This is a genomic window from Rhizobium sp. 268 (assembly GCF_036571585.1).
GTDB classification, from domain to species: domain Bacteria; phylum Pseudomonadota; class Alphaproteobacteria; order Rhizobiales; family Rhizobiaceae; genus Rhizobium; species Rhizobium redzepovicii.
In genome coordinates this window covers 296,997-319,680 of sequence record NZ_JAPPSO010000011.1, presented here as the reverse complement: position 1 = coordinate 319,680, position 22,684 = coordinate 296,997, and the positions used below count along the sequence as shown (strand labels likewise).

General features: G+C 59.0%; 18 protein-coding genes and 1 pseudogene. 9 read left to right on the top strand and 10 right to left on the bottom strand.

Annotated features, from left to right (window positions below):
* Nucleotides 1-235 precede the first annotated feature (235 nt).
* Nucleotides 236-1,261 (top strand): DUF808 domain-containing protein, encoded by a 1,026-nt coding sequence (locus OS035_RS22880; protein WP_183782592.1) that lies wholly within the window; start codon nucleotides 236-238, stop codon nucleotides 1,259-1,261.
* A gap of 55 nt (nucleotides 1,262-1,316) precedes the next feature.
* On the opposite strand, the gene OS035_RS22875 is transcribed toward OS035_RS22880, so the two are convergent.
* Nucleotides 1,317-3,113 carry an adenylate/guanylate cyclase domain-containing protein gene (locus OS035_RS22875; RefSeq protein ID WP_331814094.1) on the bottom strand — a complete coding sequence of 599 codons (1,797 nt, stop codon included), beginning with the start codon at nucleotides 3,111-3,113 and terminating at the stop codon, nucleotides 1,317-1,319.
* A 57-nt stretch (nucleotides 3,114-3,170) separates the two neighbouring features.
* The gene (locus tag OS035_RS22870; protein WP_183777483.1) at nucleotides 3,171-5,489 is read right to left on the bottom strand and encodes a membrane-bound PQQ-dependent dehydrogenase, glucose/quinate/shikimate family; all 2,319 of its coding nucleotides are present in this window, start codon (nucleotides 5,487-5,489) and stop codon (nucleotides 3,171-3,173) included.
* 252 nt (nucleotides 5,490-5,741) lie between these two features.
* Between OS035_RS22870 and OS035_RS22865 the strand changes: the two genes are divergently transcribed.
* Complete coding sequence (locus tag OS035_RS22865; protein ID WP_097629201.1) at nucleotides 5,742-6,851, top strand: acyltransferase family protein; 1,110 nt, start codon at nucleotides 5,742-5,744, stop codon at nucleotides 6,849-6,851.
* Nucleotides 6,852-7,223: 372 nt separating this feature from the next.
* Nucleotides 7,224-7,523 (top strand): hypothetical protein, encoded by a 300-nt coding sequence (locus OS035_RS22860; RefSeq protein WP_183777484.1) that lies wholly within the window; start codon nucleotides 7,224-7,226, stop codon nucleotides 7,521-7,523.
* A 31-nt stretch (nucleotides 7,524-7,554) separates the two neighbouring features.
* Here the strand turns inward: OS035_RS22860 and OS035_RS22855 are convergent, their stop codons facing one another.
* Nucleotides 7,555-8,205, bottom strand: coding sequence for a sugar transferase (locus OS035_RS22855; RefSeq protein WP_097629184.1), 651 nt, complete (start codon nucleotides 8,203-8,205; stop codon nucleotides 7,555-7,557).
* 454 nt (nucleotides 8,206-8,659) lie between these two features.
* On the opposite strand from OS035_RS22855, the pseudogene OS035_RS22850 reads away from it, so the two are divergent.
* Nucleotides 8,660-9,410: pseudogene (locus OS035_RS22850) on the top strand (Crp/Fnr family transcriptional regulator).
* A 79-nt stretch (nucleotides 9,411-9,489) separates the two neighbouring features.
* Here the strand turns inward: OS035_RS22850 and OS035_RS22845 are convergent.
* Both OS035_RS22845 and OS035_RS22840 read right to left on the bottom strand, forming a co-directional pair.
* The gene (locus tag OS035_RS22845) at nucleotides 9,490-10,512 is read right to left on the bottom strand and encodes a glycosyltransferase family 2 protein (protein ID WP_183777485.1); all 1,023 of its coding nucleotides are present in this window, start codon (nucleotides 10,510-10,512) and stop codon (nucleotides 9,490-9,492) included.
* Nucleotides 10,513-10,641: 129 nt separating this feature from the next.
* The gene (locus OS035_RS22840; protein WP_183777486.1) at nucleotides 10,642-11,553 is read right to left on the bottom strand and encodes a glycosyltransferase family 8 protein; all 912 of its coding nucleotides are present in this window, start codon (nucleotides 11,551-11,553) and stop codon (nucleotides 10,642-10,644) included.
* 69 nt (nucleotides 11,554-11,622) lie between these two features.
* Here OS035_RS22840 and OS035_RS22835 point away from each other — a divergent pair, with 69 nt between their 5' ends.
* Together OS035_RS22835 and OS035_RS22830 are read left to right on the top strand one after the other, a co-directional pair.
* A complete protein-coding gene (locus OS035_RS22835; RefSeq protein ID WP_165503929.1) occupies nucleotides 11,623-11,868 on the top strand; it encodes a hypothetical protein in 246 nt (81 codons plus the stop codon).
* Nucleotides 11,862-12,158, top strand: a complete 297-nt coding sequence (locus OS035_RS22830; RefSeq protein ID WP_097629179.1) for a hypothetical protein — start codon at nucleotides 11,862-11,864, stop codon at nucleotides 12,156-12,158. Before OS035_RS22835 ends, OS035_RS22830 begins: the two co-directional genes overlap by 7 nt.
* 188 nt (nucleotides 12,159-12,346) lie before the next feature.
* On the opposite strand, the gene OS035_RS22825 is transcribed toward OS035_RS22830, so the two are convergent.
* From OS035_RS22825 to OS035_RS22805, 5 genes are all read right to left on the bottom strand, one after another.
* Entirely contained in the window at nucleotides 12,347-13,813 is a 1,467-nt protein-coding gene (locus OS035_RS22825; RefSeq protein WP_183777487.1) for a hypothetical protein, read from the bottom strand.
* Nucleotides 13,814-13,939: 126 nt separating this feature from the next.
* On the bottom strand, nucleotides 13,940-15,319 hold the full coding sequence (locus OS035_RS22820) for a polysaccharide biosynthesis/export family protein (RefSeq protein ID WP_183777488.1): 1,380 nt from the start codon (nucleotides 15,317-15,319) through the stop codon (nucleotides 13,940-13,942).
* A gap of 4 nt (nucleotides 15,320-15,323) precedes the next feature.
* The gene (locus tag OS035_RS22815) at nucleotides 15,324-16,286 is read right to left on the bottom strand and encodes a glycosyltransferase family 2 protein (RefSeq protein ID WP_183777489.1); all 963 of its coding nucleotides are present in this window, start codon (nucleotides 16,284-16,286) and stop codon (nucleotides 15,324-15,326) included.
* Nucleotides 16,283-18,049 carry a GumC family protein gene (locus tag OS035_RS22810; RefSeq protein WP_183777490.1) on the bottom strand — a complete coding sequence of 589 codons (1,767 nt, stop codon included), beginning with the start codon at nucleotides 18,047-18,049 and terminating at the stop codon, nucleotides 16,283-16,285. The genes OS035_RS22815 and OS035_RS22810 overlap by 4 nt, the downstream gene beginning before the upstream one ends.
* Nucleotides 18,050-18,165: 116 nt before the next feature.
* Entirely contained in the window at nucleotides 18,166-18,867 is a 702-nt protein-coding gene (locus OS035_RS22805) for a sugar transferase (RefSeq protein WP_183777491.1), read from the bottom strand.
* A 469-nt stretch (nucleotides 18,868-19,336) separates the two neighbouring features.
* Between OS035_RS22805 and OS035_RS22800 the strand changes: the two genes are divergently transcribed.
* Genes OS035_RS22800 through OS035_RS22790 form a run of 3 tightly spaced genes read left to right on the top strand, consistent with a single transcriptional unit; the run spans nucleotide 19,337 to nucleotide 22,661 of the window.
* Nucleotides 19,337-20,074, top strand: coding sequence for a Crp/Fnr family transcriptional regulator (locus OS035_RS22800; RefSeq protein ID WP_097629173.1), 738 nt, complete (start codon nucleotides 19,337-19,339; stop codon nucleotides 20,072-20,074).
* Entirely contained in the window at nucleotides 20,074-21,420 is a 1,347-nt protein-coding gene (locus tag OS035_RS22795) for a glycosyltransferase family 4 protein (RefSeq protein WP_331814093.1), read from the top strand. The genes OS035_RS22800 and OS035_RS22795 overlap by 1 nt, the downstream gene beginning before the upstream one ends.
* Nucleotides 21,417-22,661, top strand: coding sequence for a glycosyltransferase family 4 protein (locus tag OS035_RS22790; RefSeq protein ID WP_183777493.1), 1,245 nt, complete (start codon nucleotides 21,417-21,419; stop codon nucleotides 22,659-22,661). The genes OS035_RS22795 and OS035_RS22790 overlap by 4 nt, the downstream gene beginning before the upstream one ends.
* The last annotated feature ends 23 nt before the right edge of the window (nucleotides 22,662-22,684 follow it).

Genomic DNA, 22,684 nt, shown 5'->3' with positions numbered 1-22,684 from the left:
GCGGGTTTTGGCGTTGCTGGGAACGGTCGTGGGATTCAGCGCGCAACAGCGGGATCCGTCAGTTCAGGCACGTCCTCCGCTGGATGAGAGCGGGCTGAGCCCGTTGCCGGCCGAATAACGGCATTGCCGTCACGATCTGTGCGTGGCATCTTCCCGGCGGTGGATGCCGCGTGTCGCTTCGAGATGATGACGGGTTTTCCGTTTTTTGCCGAGTGTCTTCTCAACGGAGTCTTGAATGAGCGTTGGCTTGATCGCCCTTCTTGACGATATCGCCGCATTGGCCAAGGTGGCTGCGGCCTCGCTTGACGATATTGCCGGCCAGGCAGCCAAGGCGGGCGCGAAGGCGGCAGGCGTCGTCATCGACGATGCGGCGGTCACGCCTCGCTATGTCACCGGATTTTCGGCCGCACGCGAATTGCCGATCATCGGCAAGATAGCGGTGGGTTCGCTGAAGAACAAGCTTCTGATCCTGCTTCCGGCGGCGCTTATTCTGAGCCTCGTCGCACCGCAGGCGATAACACCGCTGCTTATGATCGGCGGACTTTTTCTCTGCTATGAGGGCGTGGAAAAAGTCTACGGACTGGTGCTGCCGCATGCAGCCCACGCCCATGAATCGGCACTCGAGGCGACAAGCCTCGATGCGCAATCGCTCGAAGACGAGAAGGTCGCCGGTGCGATCAAGACCGATTTCATCCTCTCGGCGGAAATCATGGCGATTACGCTCGCCGCGGTTCCGGCAGGCAGCATCTTCGCGCAGGCCTTCATCCTTGCCGTCGTTGGATTGGGCATAACGGTCATGGTCTATGGCGGCGTGGCGCTGATCGTGAAGGCCGATGATCTGGGGCTGATGATGGCTCGTGGACAGATGGCGCCTCCGACGGGGCCTTTGCTGCGCGTGATCGGACGAGGGCTGGTCACAGGCATGCCTTATTTTCTGAAAGCGCTCGGCATTGTCGGAACGGCTGCGATGATCTGGGTCGGCGGCGGCATCATCGTTCACGGCCTCGAGGCCTATGGCGTGGCCGGCCTGGCGCATCTTATCCATGATGCCGGGGAGGTGGCCGTCCATGCCGTTCCCGTCCTGGCGTCCGTGCTGCGCTGGACCGTCGAGGCGGCAGGTGCCGGCATCGTCGGTATTGTCGCCGGCTTGATCACAATTCCGGTTGCAGGCTACATCATTTCGCCGATGTGGCGGTGCCTTAAATCACTCCTGCCGAGTCGCCGGCGGAAAGAGGCGCTGGCGGCTGACGGGAAAAAATGAATGCTGCGGGCATCGACGGGCGGCGACGCGACATTGGACTGAGCCGCAGTTTCTGTCAGCATTGACGGAGATCCGGAACCAGCAGTCCCGCCTTGCGCAGTCCTTCGACGCGGCAGTTAAAGTCCTCGGGGTCTCGGAATGGCAGGACGCGGCGGCGGCGTTCGATGGAGAAGTCCGGGTTGATCTGGAGCGCCTTCTCCCACGCCTGTCGGGCATCCTCCGCGCGGCCGAGATGGCCATAACATGATGCCAGCAGGGCGTAAGCCGTTTCCGATTGCGCGTTTTGTTGGAGCCGCTGCGCGATCGCGGCGATGGCTTGTTCATATTCACCGAGAGAAAAGCGCGCATCGGCGAGAAACTGGAACAGAAGTTCCGGATGGTGCGGGTCAAGCCGCATCGATGCATCGAGCGTTTCCAAGGCGCCTGCGGGATCGCCGGAGAAGATCTGGATATGCGCCATCAGTGTCAGGAGTTCAGCCGAGTTGGGCGACAGCGCCAGACCGCGCAGGACTTCTGCCCGCGCCCGGTCCAGGTCGTGGTTCCACATGCAGGCCATGCCTAATGCGAAGTGGCTATTGGGCTGTTCCTCGGCCATATCAACTGCCTGCTGCGCGAGATCCAGCCCGGTCCGCAGCGAACCCTCCGGATCGTCGCTCCAGGCGTTGACGTAGTCGAGCACATGCGTGAAGGAAATGAGGGCTCGGGCCGCCGCATAGTCCGGGTCTACGGCGAGAGCGTCTGCCGCCAGGCTGCGGGCGGCTCTATTTCCGGTTCGGTTATGGGCTGACGCCTGCTCACGGCCACGCAACAACAGCTCGTAAGCGCCGACATCGACGGCGCGCCCATGGGCCAAGCGGTCCTGGTCGCCATGCGTGAGATTGAGCTTCAGCGCTGTGACGATCTCCTGGGTCAGCTCATCCTGAACCGCAAAAATGTCGGTGAGATCGCGATCGTAGCGGCTGGCCCAGATATGTCCGCCATTGCTGGCGTCGATCAATTGGGCCGTCACACGCACGCGGTTGCCGGCCTTGCGCACGCTGCCTTCGAGAACGTAACGGACGCCGAGCGCCTTGGCCATCTCAGGTACCGAGGTTGTTACATTCTTGTAGACGAAGGATGAGTTGCGGGCGATCACGTGCAATTCGGACAGCTTCGAGAGATCGGTGATGATGTCTTCGCTGATCCCGTCGGAGAAATATTCCTGTTCGGCGTCGCCGCTCATATTGTTGAAGGCCAGTACGGCTATGGAGGGCTTGTCGGGAACGGCTATAGCTGAAGGCCGTTTCGGCGCCGGCTGCTCTCCCGCTTGCCGTGCCGACGCCGGCTGCGAGACGGTTCCGACCTGAAGCAGATAGACCCGCATCGGCTCCGCGATATTCTTGAGAGGGACTTTGCCAAGATCGGTCACGGCACATTCAAGCCGCGTTCTCACCTGGCGGTAGGCATCTTCGGAGAGGCAGATGGCGCCGGGCTGGGCAACTCCCTCCAACCGCGCGGCGATGTTGACGCCGTCGCCCATCAGGTCGCCGTCGTTCTCCTCGACAACATCTCCCAGATGGATCCCAACCCGGAACTCGATGCGATGCTCGGGAGGCACGCCGATATTGCGCTCGACCATGGCTGTCTGCACCTCGATCGCGCAGCGCACGGCGTCGACGACGCTGCGAAACTCGATAAGGCTTCCATCGCCGGTGCGCTTGACGATACGGCCATTGTGCACGGCGATCGTCGGATCGACCAAATCGCTGCGCAGGGTTCTCAGGCGCGCCAGGATGCGATCCTCGTCCGCACCGGCGAGACGGCTGTAGCCGACCACATCCGCGACCAGGATCGCCGCCAATTTTCGCGTCACGCTCGTAGCCTCAGTTCCTCATCGGACCAAAATAGCACAGTGTGACCGGCGGCGGCGCTAATCTTCGTCTTTCAAAGAAAAGGCGAACACGTAGTCGCCGTTGTCCCTGGAATATGGCGCTCCGCCAACCGAGATCACTACATATTGCTTGCCGGTTTTCGGCGAGACGTAGGTCATCGGCGTGGCGCTCGAGCCGACCGGCAGCGGATATTTCCAGAGCTCATCACCGTTCGCAGCGTCGTAAGCGCGGATGTAATAGTCCTGGAAGCCAGCAAAGAAGACGACACCGCCGGCAGTCGCCGACGTGCCGGCATAACTCGGCAAGCCCATCGGCATCGGCAGATTGGTTTTGATCTTAAACGGCCCGAGCTGTTCGGCGGTCCCGGCCGGGACCTGCCATGCGATCTTGCGGGTATTCAGATCCACGGCTGTGACGGTGCCGAAGGGCGGCTGCGTGCAGGGAACGCGGAGCCTCGAGGTCCACATTTCGGTGGCCATGCCGTAAGGCGTGCCGCGCTGCGGGGCGGAGGGGCCGTGAGCGGTTGTGGTCAGGGCAAAATCGACATACTCCCCGCGGGGAATGAGCGCGAAGAGGCTGGGCACGCGGATATCGTTCAGGAAGACCCGGTTGTTGGGCAGGTCGATCGACACGCTCCCCCAATTGAGGCCGCCAAGATTTCCCGGCTGCTGGATCGCATATTGCGGGCCGATCGGGGTGAAATCGCCGTCGTAGCGCATCTTTCGAAAGGCGATGCGGCATGCCAACTGATCGAACATCGTCAGTCCCCAGGCCGTCTGCTCCGTCACCCGTTCGGCGCCGATTGTCGGCATGCCTACGGAATAGGGCTGCGTCGGAGACAATTTCTCTTCCGGTGCGCCGCCTTCCTGCGGCACCGGCCTCTCCTGAACCTCAGCAAGGGGTGCACCGGTCTGACGGTTGAGCAGGAAAAGCTGCCCGCGTTTGGTGGTCTGCAGGAGAGCCGGCACGGTGGCGCCATTGCCATCGGGCAGGTCGAGCAGAACCGGCTGGGCCGGCAAGTCATAGTCCCAGATATCGTGATGCACGGTCTGGAACTTCCATCTCTCCCGTCCCGTCGTGACATCGAGCGCCACCAACGTGGCATTGTATTGATCGGCGAAAGCCGGTCGATTGACGCCGTAATAATCCGGGGTGGTATTGCCGAGCGGTGCATAGATGAGGCCGAGCTTGTCGTCGAATGCCGCCGTCGTCCACATGTTGGGCGTGGCCCTTGTATAGGTCTGGCCCTCAGGCGGGAGTTTGGTGATCTCGGGATTGCCGAGGTCCCATGCCCATTCGAGCTCGCCGGTAACGACATTGAAGGCGCGGATGACGCCCGAGGGTTCGCCAACCTCCTGATTGTCGATGACCCAACCTCCGATGACAATCAGATTGCGGGCAATCAGCGGCGCCGATGTCTGGAAATAATAACCTGACTTGACTTCACCCATGCCTTGGGAAAGCTGCACGGTGCCATTGTCTCCGAAGCCGTTGCAGGGTGCGCCGGTCTTCCTGTCGATCTCCAGCAGGCGGGCATCGATCGTCGTCTGCACCAGACGCTCATTGCAAAGGCCGTCGGCCGATTGGGCCTCCGGTGGCATCTTGTAGTAACCGAGGCCGCGGCAGCGTTGCCAGTATGGCGCCGTCGCCTTCGGATCGAAGGTCCAGCGCGGCTTGCCCGTATCTGCGTCAAGCGCTGCGATCACGTCCGTCGGCGTGCAGGTGTAGATCGTGTCGCCGATCTGCAGCGGCGTGTTTTGATCGGCGCCATCGCTTTTCCCGGTGCGGTATGTCCAGGCAAGATCGAGCTTGGCAACATTGCCGCGGTTGATCTGATCGAATGGGGAGTAGCGATCCCCGGCCGTGCTGCGGCCATAGGATGTCCAGTCGGAGGGTGAGTTGTCGCCTTTGGCGGTCTTATAGGCGGGGATATCGGTGGAAGGGCGGATCAGCCCATGCGGCGTTAAAGCAAGGCTGAACCCCGCCGCGAACAGGATGGCCGCAAGCAAAGTGCCGCCATAAAAGAGTTTCCGGTTGGCAGTTGGCGACAGCGACGGCGCAAAGAGAAGTGCAAAGCCCGCCAGCGCGATGGGGGACATCAAACGCGCAAAGAGCGCCCAGAAATTGAAACCCGACTCCCATAGTGCCCAGGGAAGGGTGAGAACGGCGACAAGCAGGACAATGAGGGCGCCTGACACCTGCCGGCGCCACAGCAGAAGCGCGGCAGCCAGATAGGCAAGCCCGGCGATTGCGTAATAGGGCGAGCCGCCGAGGCTGAGCAGCAAGGTGCCGCCTCCTATCAGGCCCAATCCGATAAAGGCGAGAACAATAAAAAACAGGCCAGCCAGAAATTTCATGGTTTCCTCATTTGTATTCGCCGCCCGATCGCCTGGTCCACTCCAACCGTCGCATGGCGCCGCGGAAAGCGCAGGGCTATTGGGTTGTGGTCAGTTGCCTCTTCTTCGGGAGAGGGGCGCTCTCTCGTTCAATTTTTCCTAATGTAGCTCTGGTCACTGACACGCGGTCCCGACCCGGCAATCATGCCGCCGCTGCTCTGCGGCGACAGCTTGCCAATCCAAATCGAGTCAATACTTCTGAAAGGGCCACAGATGTTTCTCGGCGAAAAGCTTGATCTAGCGAAAGGGCGACCGACAGGATTCGATTATATGCGATTACTGTTAGCCTTTTCAGTACTTTGGATACATACGGCCCGCGTTACATACGGCGATGACCTGTTTCTCTGGGAGTCACCTTTCCGTCCTGCCATCAAATCAGTGCTGCCGATGTTCTTCGTCTTGAGCGGATTCCTGGTGGCTGGCAGTCTTGAACGGTCGAAAACATTGATCTCCTTTCTCGGCAACCGATTTATCCGGATCTACCCTGCTCTTGCGGTGGAGGTATTGCTGGCGGCCTTTATACTCGGAGCAATCTATACAGAGTATGACCTGCGTGACTATTTCACCGATCCTCAGTTCTTTACCTATCTGCTGAATGTCACAGGCCACATCCACTTCAATCTCCCCGGTGTATTCCTGAATAATCCCGACGCCGCAATGGTCAATGGGCAGCTCTGGACGGTGCCCTTCGAGCTGGAGTGCTACGCCGCGATCGCCGCCCTGTTTCTGCTCGGCGTGGTCAGGCGGCGGGTGATCGCCCTGATCGCAACGCCGGCTTTGATCATCAGCTTCGGTATCGCAAGGTATTGGAAACACTCGAGCGATTGGGCAACCATGCCCACGACAGCGTCGGGCAATCTGCTCATCTGCGCGTTTCTCGTGGGGGTGACCTTCTATCTGTACAAGGACAAGGTTCTCTGGGATGTGAGAATTTTCCTTGCTTCGGTGGCAATCATATTATGGGCCTACTGGTTCACTTCCTTTGGGGATTTCATTGCCATTCCGGCAATCGGATATGTCACGGTCTTCCTCGGCCTGACCTCGCCCCGCAAGCTTGGCATTCTCAGTGGGGCCGACTATTCCTATGGCGTCTTCCTATACGGCTATCCCATTCAACAGGCGTTCGTAGCGCTCGGACCCTGGGCGCATAACTGGTGGTTGAATGGCATTGTCTGCAGCATCGTTGCGACCTGCTTTGCCGCCTTCTCGTGGAGATTCATCGAAAAGCCGGCGTTGAAATTGAGGAAACAGGTCACATGGCTTGAAAACTTCAGCATCCAACGCGGCGCAAAACGGCAGTTGGCCGCCGCAGTCTCGAAATAGCCTTATCAATGCCGGACATCAGCAGGGCTCGCCAATCACCGGCGAGCCCTGTTTCGTTGAACCGTGGCGATTGTCGGGGGAGGATCATCACCTGTCTTGGTAAGGAGGAGGCTTGCTACACGCTTGTTGACGACGTGCATTAATCTTGCTGCGTGCTGAAAGATCTCTTGGTCCCGGACGATAGAACGGTCCTGGCGGATGAATAGTCGAATATTCTGCGCTTGGTTCGGTCGGCTTACTGAGCGTGTCTTAGGAATATTTTAACAATAATAGATAAAATACTTTAATCGAACTTCGTTTCGACTTTGAGCTTTTGCCATGTCATTGAGGCAGCCGGCGGCTTAAAGGAGGTGTGAAGAGAGGAGCGGATTAATGCTGAAGAGCGCGCTTGTCGTGGTTGCCATCTCCATCGCTGCTGGAGCGACCATTCGCGCCTGGGCCTTTGCAATCTTTGCATTTCTGCTGGTCGTTGCCTTGGGTGCCGTGATCCTGTTGAAAGGCTCCTCCTTTTCGGATGCGATCGCCTACTGCCTCCAAGCGCTCGTCTTGATGGAAGTAAGCTATTTGGCGGGTCTATTCGCCTACTCGTTGTGGGAGCATATGCAAAAGCGCCGGAAACGGAACTCTGTTGCCGAGCCCGCTCCTATGACCGGCAAGCGCCCCCACGGATAATGCTATGAGCATGAGGGAAAATCGAATGACCCTACAGGTCCGTCTTGGGCAGTAAAGCGTGCCTGGAAAGCAGGGCCGCCAGAGTCTTTGCCATGATCATGAAATCCAACGCGAGTGTCCAATTGCGCAGATACTCGACGTCGAGGAAAACTCTATTCTGATAACTGACGTGTTCGCTGATCTGCCAATGACCGGTCAGGCCAGGACGGACTGCGACGTAGGCATAGGTGTGTTCGCCGTAACGGGGCAGCTCTTCTTTGGCAATGGCGCGAGGCCCGACGAGGCTCATCTGCCCAAGTAGCACGTTGATCAGTTGCGGAAGCTTGTCGAGGCTCGATCGCGTCAGGATGTCGCCGACGATCGTCGCATGCAGGCTGGCCGTTGCGTCGGATCGTGTCGTCCGAAACTTGAGGCAACCGAACTCTTTTCCCTTATAGCCGATAAGCCGATGGGATGTGAAAGCGGCGCCCCGATCGCTGAGCATTATAATGACTGCTACCGACAGAAGTAGCGGCGACAGAAGAAATAAAAGAGATGCCGCAATGACAAGGTCTAACGCGCGCTTCAGAATTCTGCTGATCGTATGGGATTTTGACGAATTGAATGGACGCCCTTCCTTGCGCGCCCCGGTGCTACGCCGCCAAGGGTCAGCCGGGTTGATGCCCTGATTTTTTCCCGCCATCCGCGTCTCCGTTGGGCGAATCCCAGAAATACCATCCGAAGCTTGCTTCAATACAGGTTTGATGTCTGTGACCGAGGTCATAATGGTGAATAAATTCTTTATTTCCCAAAGATTTTCTTTTGAAATTTTAAGATACTGTTTTGCGTTTGAGGATCCATAAACAAAATGTTATTAATATTAGTTAGTGGAGACGATATTATTCTTCTATTTTGTAGATCTTATCTTCAGTTTGCTGATCGTCATGAAACGTATAAAAGTCAGGTCGTGGTTTAAGATCGATCGATGAGTTAGAATTCCATTTGAATTTGTTATATATTAATGTGAGTATCAGTCACTATTTGTGTATAAATCCGGATGACTATGTTATAGTATTATCATTTAACTTTACAATTTAATGAATTACGAATATCGCCGAATAGCAATAGCTAAATTAGTCTGCATGGAGTTGCGTCGTATGGACGGAGCGATTAGCATCAGAGATAACAAGACTGGCGCGGGCGCGGCGCGAGTAGGCGAAGCGGTTACTTCAGGGCCTGCAGATGTCATATACGGCGGCCGTGGTGATCTGGATCACGAGTTCCCGTTTTGCCGTTCGAGTGTTCGAAAGTTTCGACGGGGTGACGTGATTGCAGGCGCCGGGGACGCCATCGACATGTTCGTCCGCGTCCAGCGCGGAATGGTGAGCGCAAGCACGCCGCTTGCCGATGGACGGGAGTTCATCGTGGAGATGATTCCAAAAGGCGGCTTGATCGGCGAATTGGAGGTGTTGCGCAAGCAGTCCCTCAGCCTGGAATATCGCGCCTCATCAGACTGCGAACTGCACTACTTCGATGGTCGTTTGCTGCGGGACTTGTGTGCGAACGATCCGCAATTTCAGTTGAAGATCCTGTCGAAGGCGCTGGCGCGTGTTTCCGAACTCGAACTGCGGATCATTTCCAACGCCGGATCGAGCCTGAGGCAGAGATTGGCCCGGACGCTGCTGCGCCTTTCTGCCGTGTACAAAGTGGATGCGCAACATGGCGGCGATGAGCTGATCATTTCCCAACATGATCTGGCAGCGACGCTGCCGGCGTCGCGCGAAAAGGTCAATCAATGCCTGCGGCGTTTGCGCGAAAGCAATGTGCGACGGGACGCAGGGCAAAATCCGCATTCTCAATCGGAAGGCGCTGGAAGTCTATGCCGACGGTGTGGCGTCCATCGCTTGAGGACGCCTCGACGAAAGAATGCGGCAGTGAAGCCTCAACAAAACCCGCCTCGGCTGAAGCGGCTTCCCGATAATAGTGGTTAGACGTCGCTTTCGGAGGCATTCTTCCAGTATTTCCAGCCTTCACCCTGAATGAGTCCGTGATTGGAGAGATCCTTCCAGCTGCGGTAGGTGCCCGTATCGTCGTAGACGAAATCATCCTTGTCCTTGCTCGAGGAATATACGGCATATTCCTCCGTGTGCTGGGACCGGTGCGCGGCATCTGCAACCTTGTGAACGAAGGTCGACAGGAACTTGAAATGCAGAAGGGCGCCGGAGACGCCGAGCGCTCCGCGCATGTCGCCCAAATTCAGGGAGAGCGGCCAGACCTGGTGCGATGATTTGAGAAAAAGACGTTCACCTTCGATATAGACGAGAGGAATCTTGTTGAGCGCGGGACCGTCCCAGAGCCGGTCGTGGAAATAGACCCGTCCACGAACACCTCCCTTGATCCATATCGTCCAGTTGCGTTCGTCGAAATGCGCGACATAGCCGGACCGGTCGAAGAGATTGCAGACCTCAAGCGGATTGCGGCCGGGTTCGCATATGTTTTCTAGAACGGGATGCGGGCTGTACATGTCGATCATCACCGAGCGCAGCGAATGGCCGCCGGTGGAATCGATATAGGCGGTCAGTTGATCGATCGGCCTTGTGTCGCAATGCGGATAGACCAGGAACTCGTCGGCATCGACATAGAGAACCCATTTCTCCTGGCAGTGCCGGTTGATGACTTCGTTGATCCAGTCATTACCGAATCTCGCCGCCTTGTAGGATCCGTGGGCAGAAAGAAGGGACACATCGTCGAAGCCGGCCAGCAATTCGACCGTGCCATCTGTCGAGCCGTTGTCGATACAGATGAAGTGCTCGAAGCCGAGATCGCGATAATACTGCAGGAAAAATGCCAGCCGGTGCCCCTCGTCGCGGATGACGCAGATGACGACGTGACGCGCCTGCTTGAGCCCGACGCGCAGCAGGTCGTAGCGAACCTGCCGAGCCTTGAGCGAGCGGCGCAGGCGGGCTTTTGCGTAATGCGAGATACTGGCGGCGGAAGCCCTATAACTCATATTCTGTCCTGACCATTATCCATCCTGCAATGAAGAAATGAATAGTTGCGCGTCCGCCTGCCATCCAAGGGTCGACCGCCATGCTGATATCAGGTGCGCGGCTATTCACCCCCAGGCGGACCACAATGCTCACACGGCGTAATCGCCAACCAGCAGGCTCTGGACCCGCGGATTGGGGCCGTTCGCCTCGATTGCGTGTTTGATGCGCGCCCGCATCGACCGGTACTTATACAGGGCCTTACGATCGATGCTTATGCCGCGATACAGCGAGTCATAAATCGGATGTGCTTTGCGCAGGTCGACATAGACTTGGCTTTCCCGATCGGTCCAGGGAAAGAAGGTGCCATGCCAGGGCTTTGGATGCGCCATATAATGGACGATCGACAGGGCGGACATGTTGACCAGGTGAAGGAACTGTTTGGGAAAGTTCCAGCGGTTCGATACGAGGATGAGCGATGAACCGCAGACATAATTTAATGCGCCCTGGTCATGTTTGCCCTCGCAGGCCTCGGGATTTCTAGCAAAAAGCTCAAGCGCCTCCTGTCCGATCCAGCCGTTACGGTGGAATTTCAGGACACCCGCGTTGAAATAGTGGCTGTTCTTTCCGGTGTCGAGAAAGTCGTGGATCGCCGTGTAATCGCGCGCCGCGAAAAACCTGCCCTCGGGCACAACCGCATTTTCGAGCCCGCCGAGATCGCTGACGATCTGTGTGTCCCCATCGAGGTAGATGATCTGGGTATAGTTGGCAGGCAGGATCTCGCAAAGCACCAGCTTGGCCATGGTGCTGACGCTGATACGTCCCTGGAAATGCGATCCATCGAGCTTGCCGAGCGAATCCTGCAGCGCTTCGGTCGCATCGATCAAGTCGACCCCGCTCGTTGCCAGCAAGGCTTTCAGTTCGTTGAAATTATCGAGATGTTCCGACATGAGGACACAGACATCGGTCGCGGGGCTTGTGAATTTGCGAGCCTGCAGCGCCGAGAGAATAGTCGGAAATGAATATTCGACATCCGTGACGTAGACGACGCACTGATTGTTCATGTCTTCACCTTTCCGATTGTCCGCAACAGGAATGAATCGCTGTCGCCTTCCAAGTCGAGGGAACAGTTGTTGATTGAGCCAAAGGGCCTGTCGTATGAAAGCCCGGTCCGGTATATATTGCCGAGATGCAGTCTCGGTCGTTGGCTGATCGGCGTATGGCTGCCGGCGATTTTCGTGTGTTTCATTGTTGAGATATTCACCATGAAGAATGCCCTGCCTGCGATGACGCTGCGTTTCGATATCTTCTTGCCTGGCACGACGATGGGGGTCGGAGCGCTTGTTGGGCTGCAGCGAGAAGAGGTATTTGGATGCTGATCACCGCGTTCATCGCCGCCGTGATTTCGATAGCTGCCGGTGCTTGCATCCGCGCCTGGGCTTTCGCGATCTTCGCATTGCTTGTGGCAATCGGCTTCGGCGGCGTGGCCTTCGTGGATGGGTCCTCCACGGTAGCGGCGATCGGATCCGGTATCGCGATCCTCGTGCTGATGGAGATCGGCTATCTCACGGGCGTCTTCCTGTCGGGTGCCCTGCGACGGAATGCCAGACTGCGGCAGAGCAATTCCGCAAACAGGGTCTCTGCCGCCAGCGAGCGTCAGCAGAGCTGAAATTGAGACGGATGCTGCAGCATATCCTTCCCCGGATCGCGGTCTGGGATCGTTTGCGACCGGCAGCCTGATTTCACCGGTAATCCCTGGAGGATGTGGCGCGGCCGAGCAGCCGCGAACCTGTGTTCGCCCGAGTCCGGCTGCGCCAGGCCGCCATTCGGCGCCATCGCGAAAGTCCCGAGCGGGCGTCATGGTGTTGAAAACATCGGCGCTCTCAAAGGAGATGCCGATGCCTCCAGGGGACGTCGGTTCGCCGCTGAGGCCGCCCGATGCCGCGGCACATAAGCTCCGGCAAGGCAGCCCGCGGCCAGCCCCGCCGAAGTGCTGAACAGCAAGCCGAGATCCGTGCCGCTTCCCGATATCGCTGCGGAGCCGATCTGTGCGATGGATGCCATCACAGCGGAGGTTCCGATCGCGTGGGTTTCCCGGTCGCCGGATTTGTGCCGGCCGGCTGCCCTCACCAAGCTGTACACGAAGACGGCGAACAGGGCGGTGCCAGTCAATCCGACATTGGACAGCAACGCGGCGATGAAGCTGGAAGCTCGAACCGTGCCCAATCCGGCGCCGAAAGTGGCGGTATCGACGAATGCAATCAATGCCAGGGTGTTCCAGGCGGTGCGCTCTTCGCCGGACTGCGATTGCAGTTTGTCCGATACGGTGGTGGTCAGGAGACCGGCGATGGAATTCCACGCATCGGGGACAAGGCTGAGCGCGGTGATGGCGCAGGGTATGAAAAACAGCGTGATCGCAAGGAAAGTCACGTGCGGGGTCGTGGCGGAACCGCCGATCAGTCGTTTCAGGCAGAACAACACGAACATGCAGACAAGAAAGACGCCCGCGACATAGGCGGTTGTCGAGGTGCAGAGCACGATGGTCGGTCCGATCAGAAGAGTTGCCAACCCCGCCATGCGGCTTTGGACGCGCTCCAGCCATAGCATGAGTGTGAAGGCGAAATAGGCCAATGCAACGGCGCCATAAGCACTTGCTTCGGGAAAGGGGCCGACGATGCGCTTGAAACCGTGGATGGTCTCGGCCGTGTGCATCGTATAATTCGCATTTCTGATGATATCGAGCAGCTGGGCCTGGCCGATCTGGAACGTTGCGAGGTCGATCAGCGCGAAGGCAAAACATGCTATCGATGCGACGATCAGCTGCCGCGCGATGAACCGGCCATATCCCAACCTGGCAAGTCCGGCGACGACGGCGAAGCAGGCGAGGTCGCCGAGAAGATAGACGGACTGGCTGATATTGGATGAACCCGGAGCCAGTGGAGCCGCTACCGTCGACATCATCCCCGAGGGGTCTCTGGCGGAGGAGTAAACGAGGGTCGCGCCGGCAAAAATACGGGGCAGGAAGAAGGACGACACCACGGAGAACAGGATGTAGCAGGCAAACCAGAAGCCGGGGCCGGGATAGGCGATGCTGGCGAGCGTCGCTTGCATCTGAACCGGGCGCAGCAAGACCGTCATGACCAGAAAGAGCACCAGAAGATGGCTCGGCTGGATGCTGCTGCCGCCGAGCGCCGGCAACTGCAGAGCCGCTGCGGCACCGAGCAGCGTCGAAAGGCAAAGGGCGGTGACGGCAAAACGCGCGCCGTTCAGCATGCTGAGCACGCCAAGCAGCAGAACCACGAAACCGATCGGCTCTATCGACATGCTTCAGATCCCAAGCGGAAGAATGAGCGGCCGAGGCCTGGCATTTGCCGAAAAGTGGCATCCAGCTTTCGGCAGGATGTGCGAGGCGAAAGCCCGCCGGCTGTCGTCGATGATCACAATCGCCTCCTAATTCGATCCGGTCCGGGATATCCAGCCGGGAGCGGAGCGATTGTCTCGGGCCACATCGGATGACGGGACCGTCGAGCTCTGCTTCTGCGGTGCTGTCTGCGGCGATGAGGATGGCGCTTGAGGGGCCGTGTCCAGACCGACCTCGACGAGGTCATGCGGTAGCAATGCGGTTTGCTCGTCCGCCACGATGTTGCGGGAGGTTCCGTCATCGTTGCGACGCACGATCCTGTAGTTCTTTTTTGCCCGGCCGAGCCCCGGCGCGTCCGTGTTGATCTGGGCGAGCTGAGCGTCGTAGCCGGCCTGTTCGCCGAGGAGCTGGGCTACCTGGATATCGATCGCCGCCCTGCCGATCGCGAGATTGACCTGGTTCAGTAGGTCCTGGTTTTCGCTGTTCTGCCTGTTGACGATGTTGATCTTGGAACGGTCGGCTTCGCTGAGGCCTTGGCGAGCCGTGGTCAGGGCGACTTCGAGATCGATCAAGGTGCCTTGCGCATCCGCCACCCAGCGGTCGACAGAGACCTGGCGGGAATTACTGACGAGGCCTTTGCTCACCAGGCTGTTGACATTGTCCAGTTCCTTCTGGGCAAGGTCGATCTGCCGTTTTTGCGAACTGATCTTGGCCGTGAGCGATTCGACCTGTTGGCCATAGAGGCGGGTCAGGTCATTCGCCGCTTCGATCCGGCTGTCGATATCGACGCGCCGCAACCGCATCAGGTTCAATTCCTGTGCCTTCAACTTGTCGACGTCGGGCGTTCCCACCAGTTCGTCGGGGATCTCGAAACTCTGTTGGCCGGCGATCTCGGCGCGCAACCGCGCCTGTCGCATCAGGAGATCGCGCCGGTTGATAACGGCCGTCCGGTAGGCGCCGGCAGCCTGGATTCGGTCGCGCTCGAAATAGGTGTTGTCCTCGCGTTCTCTGAGGAAGCCGCCGGCGATGCTGACGGCCTTCATCACCGTCATGTTGGGTTCAAACGGATAGCGGCCGGGGGTCTGCACGGTTCCGGTCACGAAAATCGGTGCATGCTCGGCAATCTCCAGGGCGATATACGGCTTGCCCGGAAGTGCGGATTTTTCGGCCAGCGCGCTGGCAATGGCATCGGCAAGCTGCTCGGTCGTCTTTCCATTCGCCTGCAGGTGGCCAGCGATCGGGATCGACAGATTGCCGGCATCGTCGATGGTATAGACGCCATCGAGGGCCTCCCAGCTGGCATAGCGGGAATCCGACGACCGCCATTCGACGACACGCAGTCTGACCTTGTCTTCCGGCACGAGAGTGAATGTCTGCGCGTGGGCGACGCTCCAGCCGGTCAGGCAGGCGAATGCCAGCAGGGTGAGTGCCGTGGAAACGAGGCGATCGAACAAGGATCTCGGCTGCATTGGTCTATCTCCGCTTCGTTGCGATCGACGGTGAACGCATTTCGCGCGGCGACGGAGTGCCGAATTCGAGAATGCGGGACGGAGAGGCGCGACCGACAAGAAGGTCGGATAGCGCTAGTAAATTGCCGTTCAAACGTCCCCACCGGTCGATCAGCCGATCCTTCAATAGGATGCCTGACATATTGGCCAAGATGTTGCGGCCGATCTGCGCGATTGCACGGCCTTTCGACATCGTGCCCTTGCGGATCAGGTAGACAGGATTGGCGACTTGCGAATAGCCAAGCCTTCGGCCGGGCTGGCGTCCGGATCTGACGCCGAGATGCACGCCGCGGGCGCCTTCGACATAGACGGACCGGCCGTGGCGGGCGATGGATCTGCTGAAATCGACATCTTCGAGCCAGCCGTAAAGCGGCAACTGCTCGTCGAAGGTCAGGGCGTGCTCGACAACGGGCGCAAGGCGAACCGCCATGTTGCATCCATAGGCGTTGTAGACATCCGCCACATGCTCGGCGCCTTCGCCTGCGGTATGGAGAACCTCCAAGGCCTTCGCCATGCTGAGGCCCCCGTCGAGGACGCCGTCGGCCAGCACCTCGCCGGTGGCGATTGCCACCTCCGGCTTTGCCGCAAAGACGGCCGCCATGCGCGACAGGAAAGTCGCGGCGGGAATGAAGTCGTCATCGAGGAAGATCAGAACGTCTGTATCAGCCGCAGCGGCCTGGATGATCCTGTTGCGCTGGGCGGTCAGGCCGCGGCTGCCGACGATGACGTCCAAATCGCGGCGGTCGGCAAGCCCGGCCGCGTCCTCGATGATGGGCACGCAGACGATGAGCCGTTCCGCCTGATCCGGCAAGCCGGTGAGATAATCGATCGTCTCCCGCAATATCGAAGGGCGACCCGCCGAGGCGATCCCCAAGGCAATTCGCAATGGACGGCCCTGTTTTGCTGTTCCTGCCGAAGGTGAGATCATGACTCTATTCTTTTCGGTGCATGGTTGATGACCGCGCCGAGGATCTCAGCGCCGACATTGCGCATGGTCTCGATGACGCGCAGGGTATCGTCGATCGAGGTGCGCCCATGCGAGGTGACGACGAGGACGCCATCCAGCTCCGGCGCGATCGCATTGGCATCGGGGGAAGTCGAGAAGGCGGAAATATCGACGAATACGGCGTCGAATTCCTTTTTCAGGTCGGCGAAGCTCAACTGCGTACGTCGGGAGCTTAGCCGAACGGCCGGCGTCACGGCTTCCACCTTGCCGAGCGGAAGGAATTTCAGGGTCGGGGTGAGGGGCAACGCCGCCGTCCGGATGAGTTCGCCATTGTCGAGCACATTGACGAGACCTGTGGAACTATCAGGCGCGATCGATTTGCTGAGCGAGGAATTCTGCGCTGCCGCATCGATGAGCAGTGTGCGCGCCCCTGACATCGACGATAGCACTGCCAGTTCGCATGCAATGGTCGATGTCCCGCTGCCGGGATCGACGGCGACGATTCCGATGACGACGCGGCGTTTGCGCCGAAGGCCGACGACGGTTGCGCTCAATTCCGCCATGCCGGGAATAACGGGATAGGCGGCCGTATCGATGCTGCCCGCGTCGGCGGCGAGGACGCCGGCTGGATGCCCACTGCGGTTCTGCTTCGATCTTGCCAGCAAGGTAACGATGGACACTCCGCCGACATCCGCGATCTGCTGAGGACGGACGATCCGGCGGTCGCCGGCGTGCCTTACCATGGCGAGTGCCAGGCCGACGCCGAGGCCGACCGCCCCGGCAAAGGCGAGGATGAGCGTGCTGCGCGGCCTCGCCTTCGAAAGAGGCAGCGTGGCGCGCGAGACGATCGTGGCGTCGGATACGGGGTAGGTTATGCGCTGCTTGGCCTCGGTAAGCTGGGTCAGCGTGCTTTCATAAAGCGTGCGGCGGGCATCGGTCGCGCTCTGCAGCTCCGCAAGCTTGAACTGGTCGCGCGGGTTGCTGTTGAATGTGTTCAGGGCGCTGGAGGCATCGGCGAGCCCGCGCTGCTGCTCCCTCACGAATTTTTCCAGCCAGTCGCTATATTGCCGGGAGGAATCGGCCTTCATTGCGATGTTCTTCTGGATATATTGCCTTGCGAGCGTATCGGCGATGGCGACCGCCTTCTGAGGGGTCGACGCTGCGGCTGATATCTCGATGATCGTGGAATTCCCGATCCGGCGTAAGGCCATCATGTTCTGCAGCGTGGCAATTGCCAGGTCGTGCAGCTGTTCCTGCTCCGTCCGCGGTCTGGATGGCGTATCACTCGCTCTGATGCCAGCCGCTTCCTGCCCCGTATCCACTTGAGTAGAAACTCCCAGAAGCCAGTCCTTCGACTTGTCCAGAAGCGAAGGTTTCCAATCGACAAAGTCGGGATCGCTATCAAGATCGAGCGCTCTTACCGTTCCGTCGACGACATCGCTTGATCTGGCAATCTCCAGCTGCCCTTCGATGAATGCGTCTTCCGCGAAGGCTCTTTGAGCTTCGGAGCTGTTCACCTGAGGGAAGATCACAAGTTGCGTGCTGGCAACATAAGTCGGCGCGGCGGTGAGAAGGTAGCTGCCGGCGATGACAAGGAAGGCAAAGGTCGTGGCCAGGATCCATAGCCAGCGCATTCTGAGAAAAAACAGCATGTCCCGCAGGGTCAGCGGTGAGTTCCCGCCAGCGGCTGCGGCGGCAGGCAGGGATATCGGGGAAACACCGCTGAAGATCGTGCTTGAGGTCATGTCGTCCAAATCCAAAATGGCGAGATTACGGAGTTACGAGATACTGGCAGCCTGGAGAGGACGAAGGGGTAGCGTATCTTCCGACGGACATGATCGGCAGCTTTCCCCTTTAATGCTCAGTACGAGCCACGCTGCGAAAACAGAGCTGGGATGGTCTTGGCGATGATGATAAAGTCCCGGCCGAGCGACCAGTTATTGAGGTAGTGCACGTCGAGGGAAACCCGGTGTTCATAGCTGACATCGTTGCGCCCGCTGGTCTGCCAGTGACCGGTCAGTCCAGGACGGACGGCCATGTAGGCCCAGATGTGCTCGCCGTAGCGCGGCAATTCTTCAGCGGTGATCGGCCGCGGGCCGACCAGGCTCATTTCGCCGCGCAGGACATTGAACAACTGGGGGAGCTCGTCGAGGCTCGACCGTCGCAGAATGTCGCCGACGGCGGTGATCCTCGGATCATCCTTCAGCTTGCGCGTCGCTTCCCATTCGCTGCGCGCAGCCGCGCTGTTTTGCAGCAATTCGGCAAGCTGCGCGCTCGCATCGGTCTTCATCGTGCGAAACTTGAGGCATCCGAACGGCGCTCCGCCGAAGCCGATGCGCGTATGGGAATAGAAGACCGGGCCGCGGTCGGAGAATTTCACGATCATTGCGACGAGCAGCAGAAGCGGGGAAAGCAGGATCAGGGCGGTGATCGCCAACAGAAGGTCGAGCGCGCGCTTGACCGATCTACCCGCTGCACGAGGTCGGGACGCATGGAGGCCGCCGTCTTTCGCAGGCCTTCCGACACGCGACCATGCCTCGAAACTATGTGCATCCCATGCCATTGGGGTCTCCAAAACTTTCCGATTAAGAACCGTTCAAAGTTTGCTGCGCCGCACTCTTGTTGTCTGTTACCAAAGTCATAATCCTTAATAAATACTTTATGCTACGAAACCGCAGAAGAGAGATCCGATCGTGGCGTCTGGCAAATTATTTTCATTCTAAATCAGGATATAAACTACCCAGTCGTGGTTAAGGCGCGCAGATACACCTATATTTATGATATCATCATTCGGATTAGTGATATTTTTAATCAGCAAGACTTTTTAATAAGCGAAAATTTCCGTCAAATGGGCTTTATTTGAACTTATCGAGGCTATTAACGCGACAAATGATGTATTTTTGTGTTTTCAACTAATTGTAATCTCAATATTTAGGTAAACTCTCGGCGATGTTATTTGACTTCGATATTAAGGCAATATAAATGATGCAGTGCAGCATTCTTATCGTTATTCGAGTATTGGAGTTATGCGCATGGACGGGGTGACGCACGCATCAGACCGCAGGGCCGGCATCGGCAAGCCGACGATATCGGCGAGCGGCGGCATTCATCTCGGCAGCCGCATCGTGCTTGACGATGAATTTCTTTCCTGCCGATCGAGCGTCCGGCGTTTCCGGCGCGGCGAGGTCATTGCCGGGGCCGGCGTCCTGATCGATATGTTCGCGCGCGTACATTCCGGGGTGGTCAGCGCAAGCACGATGCTGCCCGACGGCAGGGAATTCATTGTCGAGATCATTCCGAAATCAGGCCTGATCGGCGAGCTCGAGGTTCTGCGCAGGCAGACGCTGAGCCTCGAATACCGAGCCGGCTCCAACTGCGAGCTGCATTTCTTCGAAGGTCGCCTGTTGCGCGACATGTACGCCAGCGATGCCTCCTTCCGCGAAAAGGTCTTTTCCAGGGCGCTGGCGCGTATTTCGGAGCTTGAACTCCGGATCATTTCGAATGCGGCGTCGAGCCTGCAGTCGAGACTGGCCAGCACACTGCTCCGGCTTTCGGCTGTTTATGGAAAAGACGCAGCAAACAACGGGGACGAACTGATCATCTCCCAAAATGACCTGGCCGCGACGTTGCCGGCGTCGCGCGAGAAGGTCAATCAATGCCTTCGGCGCCTGCGGGAAGGCAAGATCATCGACGGGGGGCAGGGCAAGATCCGCATTCTCAACCGCAAGGCGCTCGAGGCCTGTGCCAACGGCGCGGTTTTGGTGAAGTAATGCGCCCGTCGCTTTCCGAGGGCCTCCGATCCACTGCAAGCATTGGCTGCTTTCCCGGCCCCCGCACGGCAAAGATCGATCGCGTGGTCGTCATCGACGACTATTCGGTGGCCAGAGGCGGCGCGACAGGCCTGGCGGTACTGTCAGCCAAGCTTTTTCGCGGGCTCGACATCCCCGTTACCTATATTAGCGGGGATGACGCGGCCAATGCGGAGCTTGCCGCACTCGGCGTCTCGATGGTCGGGCTGAAGAGCCGCGACCTGCTCAGCGCCGAGCGTGCGAAGGCATTCGTCACCGGCATTCACAATGGAGCCGCCGTCCGCATGGTGGCGAACTGGATTGCCGAAAACGATACCGCCAACACCGTCTACCATGTGCATGGCTGGCACCAGATCCTGTCTCCCGCGATTTTCAAGGCGCTGGCGCCGGTCGCCGGACGATGCGTGGTTCACGCGCATGATTTCTTCACGGCCTGCCCCAACGGCGCCTTCTTCGACTATCAGGCGCAGGAAATCTGCCTGCGACGCCCGCTTGGCGGAGGCTGTATTGCGACGGCCTGCGACAAGAGAAGTTATTCGCACAAATTGTGGCGGGTTGCCCGCGGCTCGAATATCCTCCGGCTCCTGAAGGGGCAGGCCGAATTCGGCCGGATCATCCTGCTGCATGAGAAGATGGCGAGCTTTCTCGTCGACACCGGCTATCGGCCGGAACGGCTGACGACGATCCGCAATCCCGTCGCTCCACTCTCCATCAATCGCATCGAAGCGGAAGCCAACGACGAGTTCGTGTTCATCGGACGGCTAGACGAGGAAAAAGGCGTTGAGGACGCCGTCGCCGCCACGCGCCGAGCCGGTGTCAGGCTCTGCGTGATCGGCGACGGGCCGCTGATGTCGCGGGTCGCAGCGTCGGGAGATCACGTCAGGGCGGTCGGCTGGCAGTCGCATGCGGAGATCGGCCCGATCATCCGCAAGGCGCGTGCGCTGTTGATGCCCTCGCGTTATCCCGAGCCGTTCGGTCTCGTCGCTATCGAAGCGGCGAGGAGCGGTCTGCCGGTCATCATGTCGCGTAGCGCCTTTCTCGCCGAAGAAATGGAAAGAGCCGGCATGGCGCTTGCCTGCGATACGGCCGATGAAAGCGCCTTTGCCGAGACTTTGACGCGATTCAGTCAAATGTCCGCGCAAGAGGTTCGCGCCATGAGCGAGCGGGCCTTGCAGCTGTCGCCGGATCTCGCCTCGACACACGAGGAATGGCGCGATGCGCTTCTTGCCGAATACCAAAGCCTGATTTCGACGAACGCGGTTTCCGAGCCGGCATACGGTGTGGCGATACAAGGAGTACTCAGTTGACCCTTAAAGCAGCGACCTCTCTCCCCGACGCGAGGGCATTTCTCCCCGATGCGCCTGTTATGGCGAAAAGACGCGTCACCGAGGCGGGAACCTCAAAAGAGAGCGGGCAACTTCGTGTCGCCATCGTGCATTACTGGCTCGTTTCGATGCGCGGCGGCGAGAAGGTTCTGGAAGAGCTGTGCCGGATGTTTCCGCAAGCGGATATCTTCACCCTCGTCTGCAACCGGGATCGCATCAGCGATTTTCTGAAGACGCGCAACATCCGCACGTCCTTCCTGCAGAAGATCCCCGGCGCGCAGCGTCACTACACCAAGATGCTGCCGTTGATGCCCTTTGCGCTCGAGCAGTTCGATCTGCAGGATTACGACCTAGTGCTGTCGAGCGAATCCGGCCCCGCCAAAGGCATCATCACACGCGCCGACGCTCTCCATGTCTGCTACTGCCATTCGCCGATGCGCTATATCTGGGATCAGTTCCATGTCTATCGCCATGGCCTGCCCTGGGTGGGACGTGCCCTGATGTCGATTACCGCGCCCATGCTGCGCGCCTGGGACGTGACGACGTCCTCGCGCGTCGATGTGTTCGTCGCCAACTCCGAATATGTCGCAAGCCGCATCCGACGGTTCTACGACCGGGACTCCGTCGTCATCCATCCGCCGGTTGCGACCGATGATTTTGCCGTGGGCAAGGGAAAAGGCGAATTCTACCTCTATGCGGGACAGCTGACCACCTACAAGCGGCCGGATATCGCCGTGCGCGCCTGCACCGAGGCCGGCCGGAAACTGGTGGTGATCGGTGAAGGCGAACAACTCCCTTACCTGAAGTCGATCGCCGGACCGACCGTTCAGTTTCTCGGCCATCAGCCTTTCAACGTGCTGCGCGACCACCTGTCGCGATGCAGGGCCTTGTTGTTTCCGGGCACGGAGGATTTCGGCATCCTGCCGGTTGAAGCGATGGCATCAGGGCGGCCGGTTTTGGCCTTCGATGCGGGCGGCGCCCGGGAAACCGTATCCGCCCCGCAGGTCGGCTTTCGCTTTGCCGAGCAGACGACGGAAGCCCTTTTGGAAACGATGGCAGCATTCGAAGAGGTCGAGGACGATAACGATCCGCATGCAATCCGCGCGCATTCGCTGAAATTCTCCTCAGCCGTATTCCGCGATCGTCTGTCCGGTCTGATTGAGCAACAACTGTCCAGCCACGCAGACGGAGCTGCCGGCGTCTTCAGAAGACGGGCGGGTTGAGGGGAAAAGAACGGAGCAGCCCG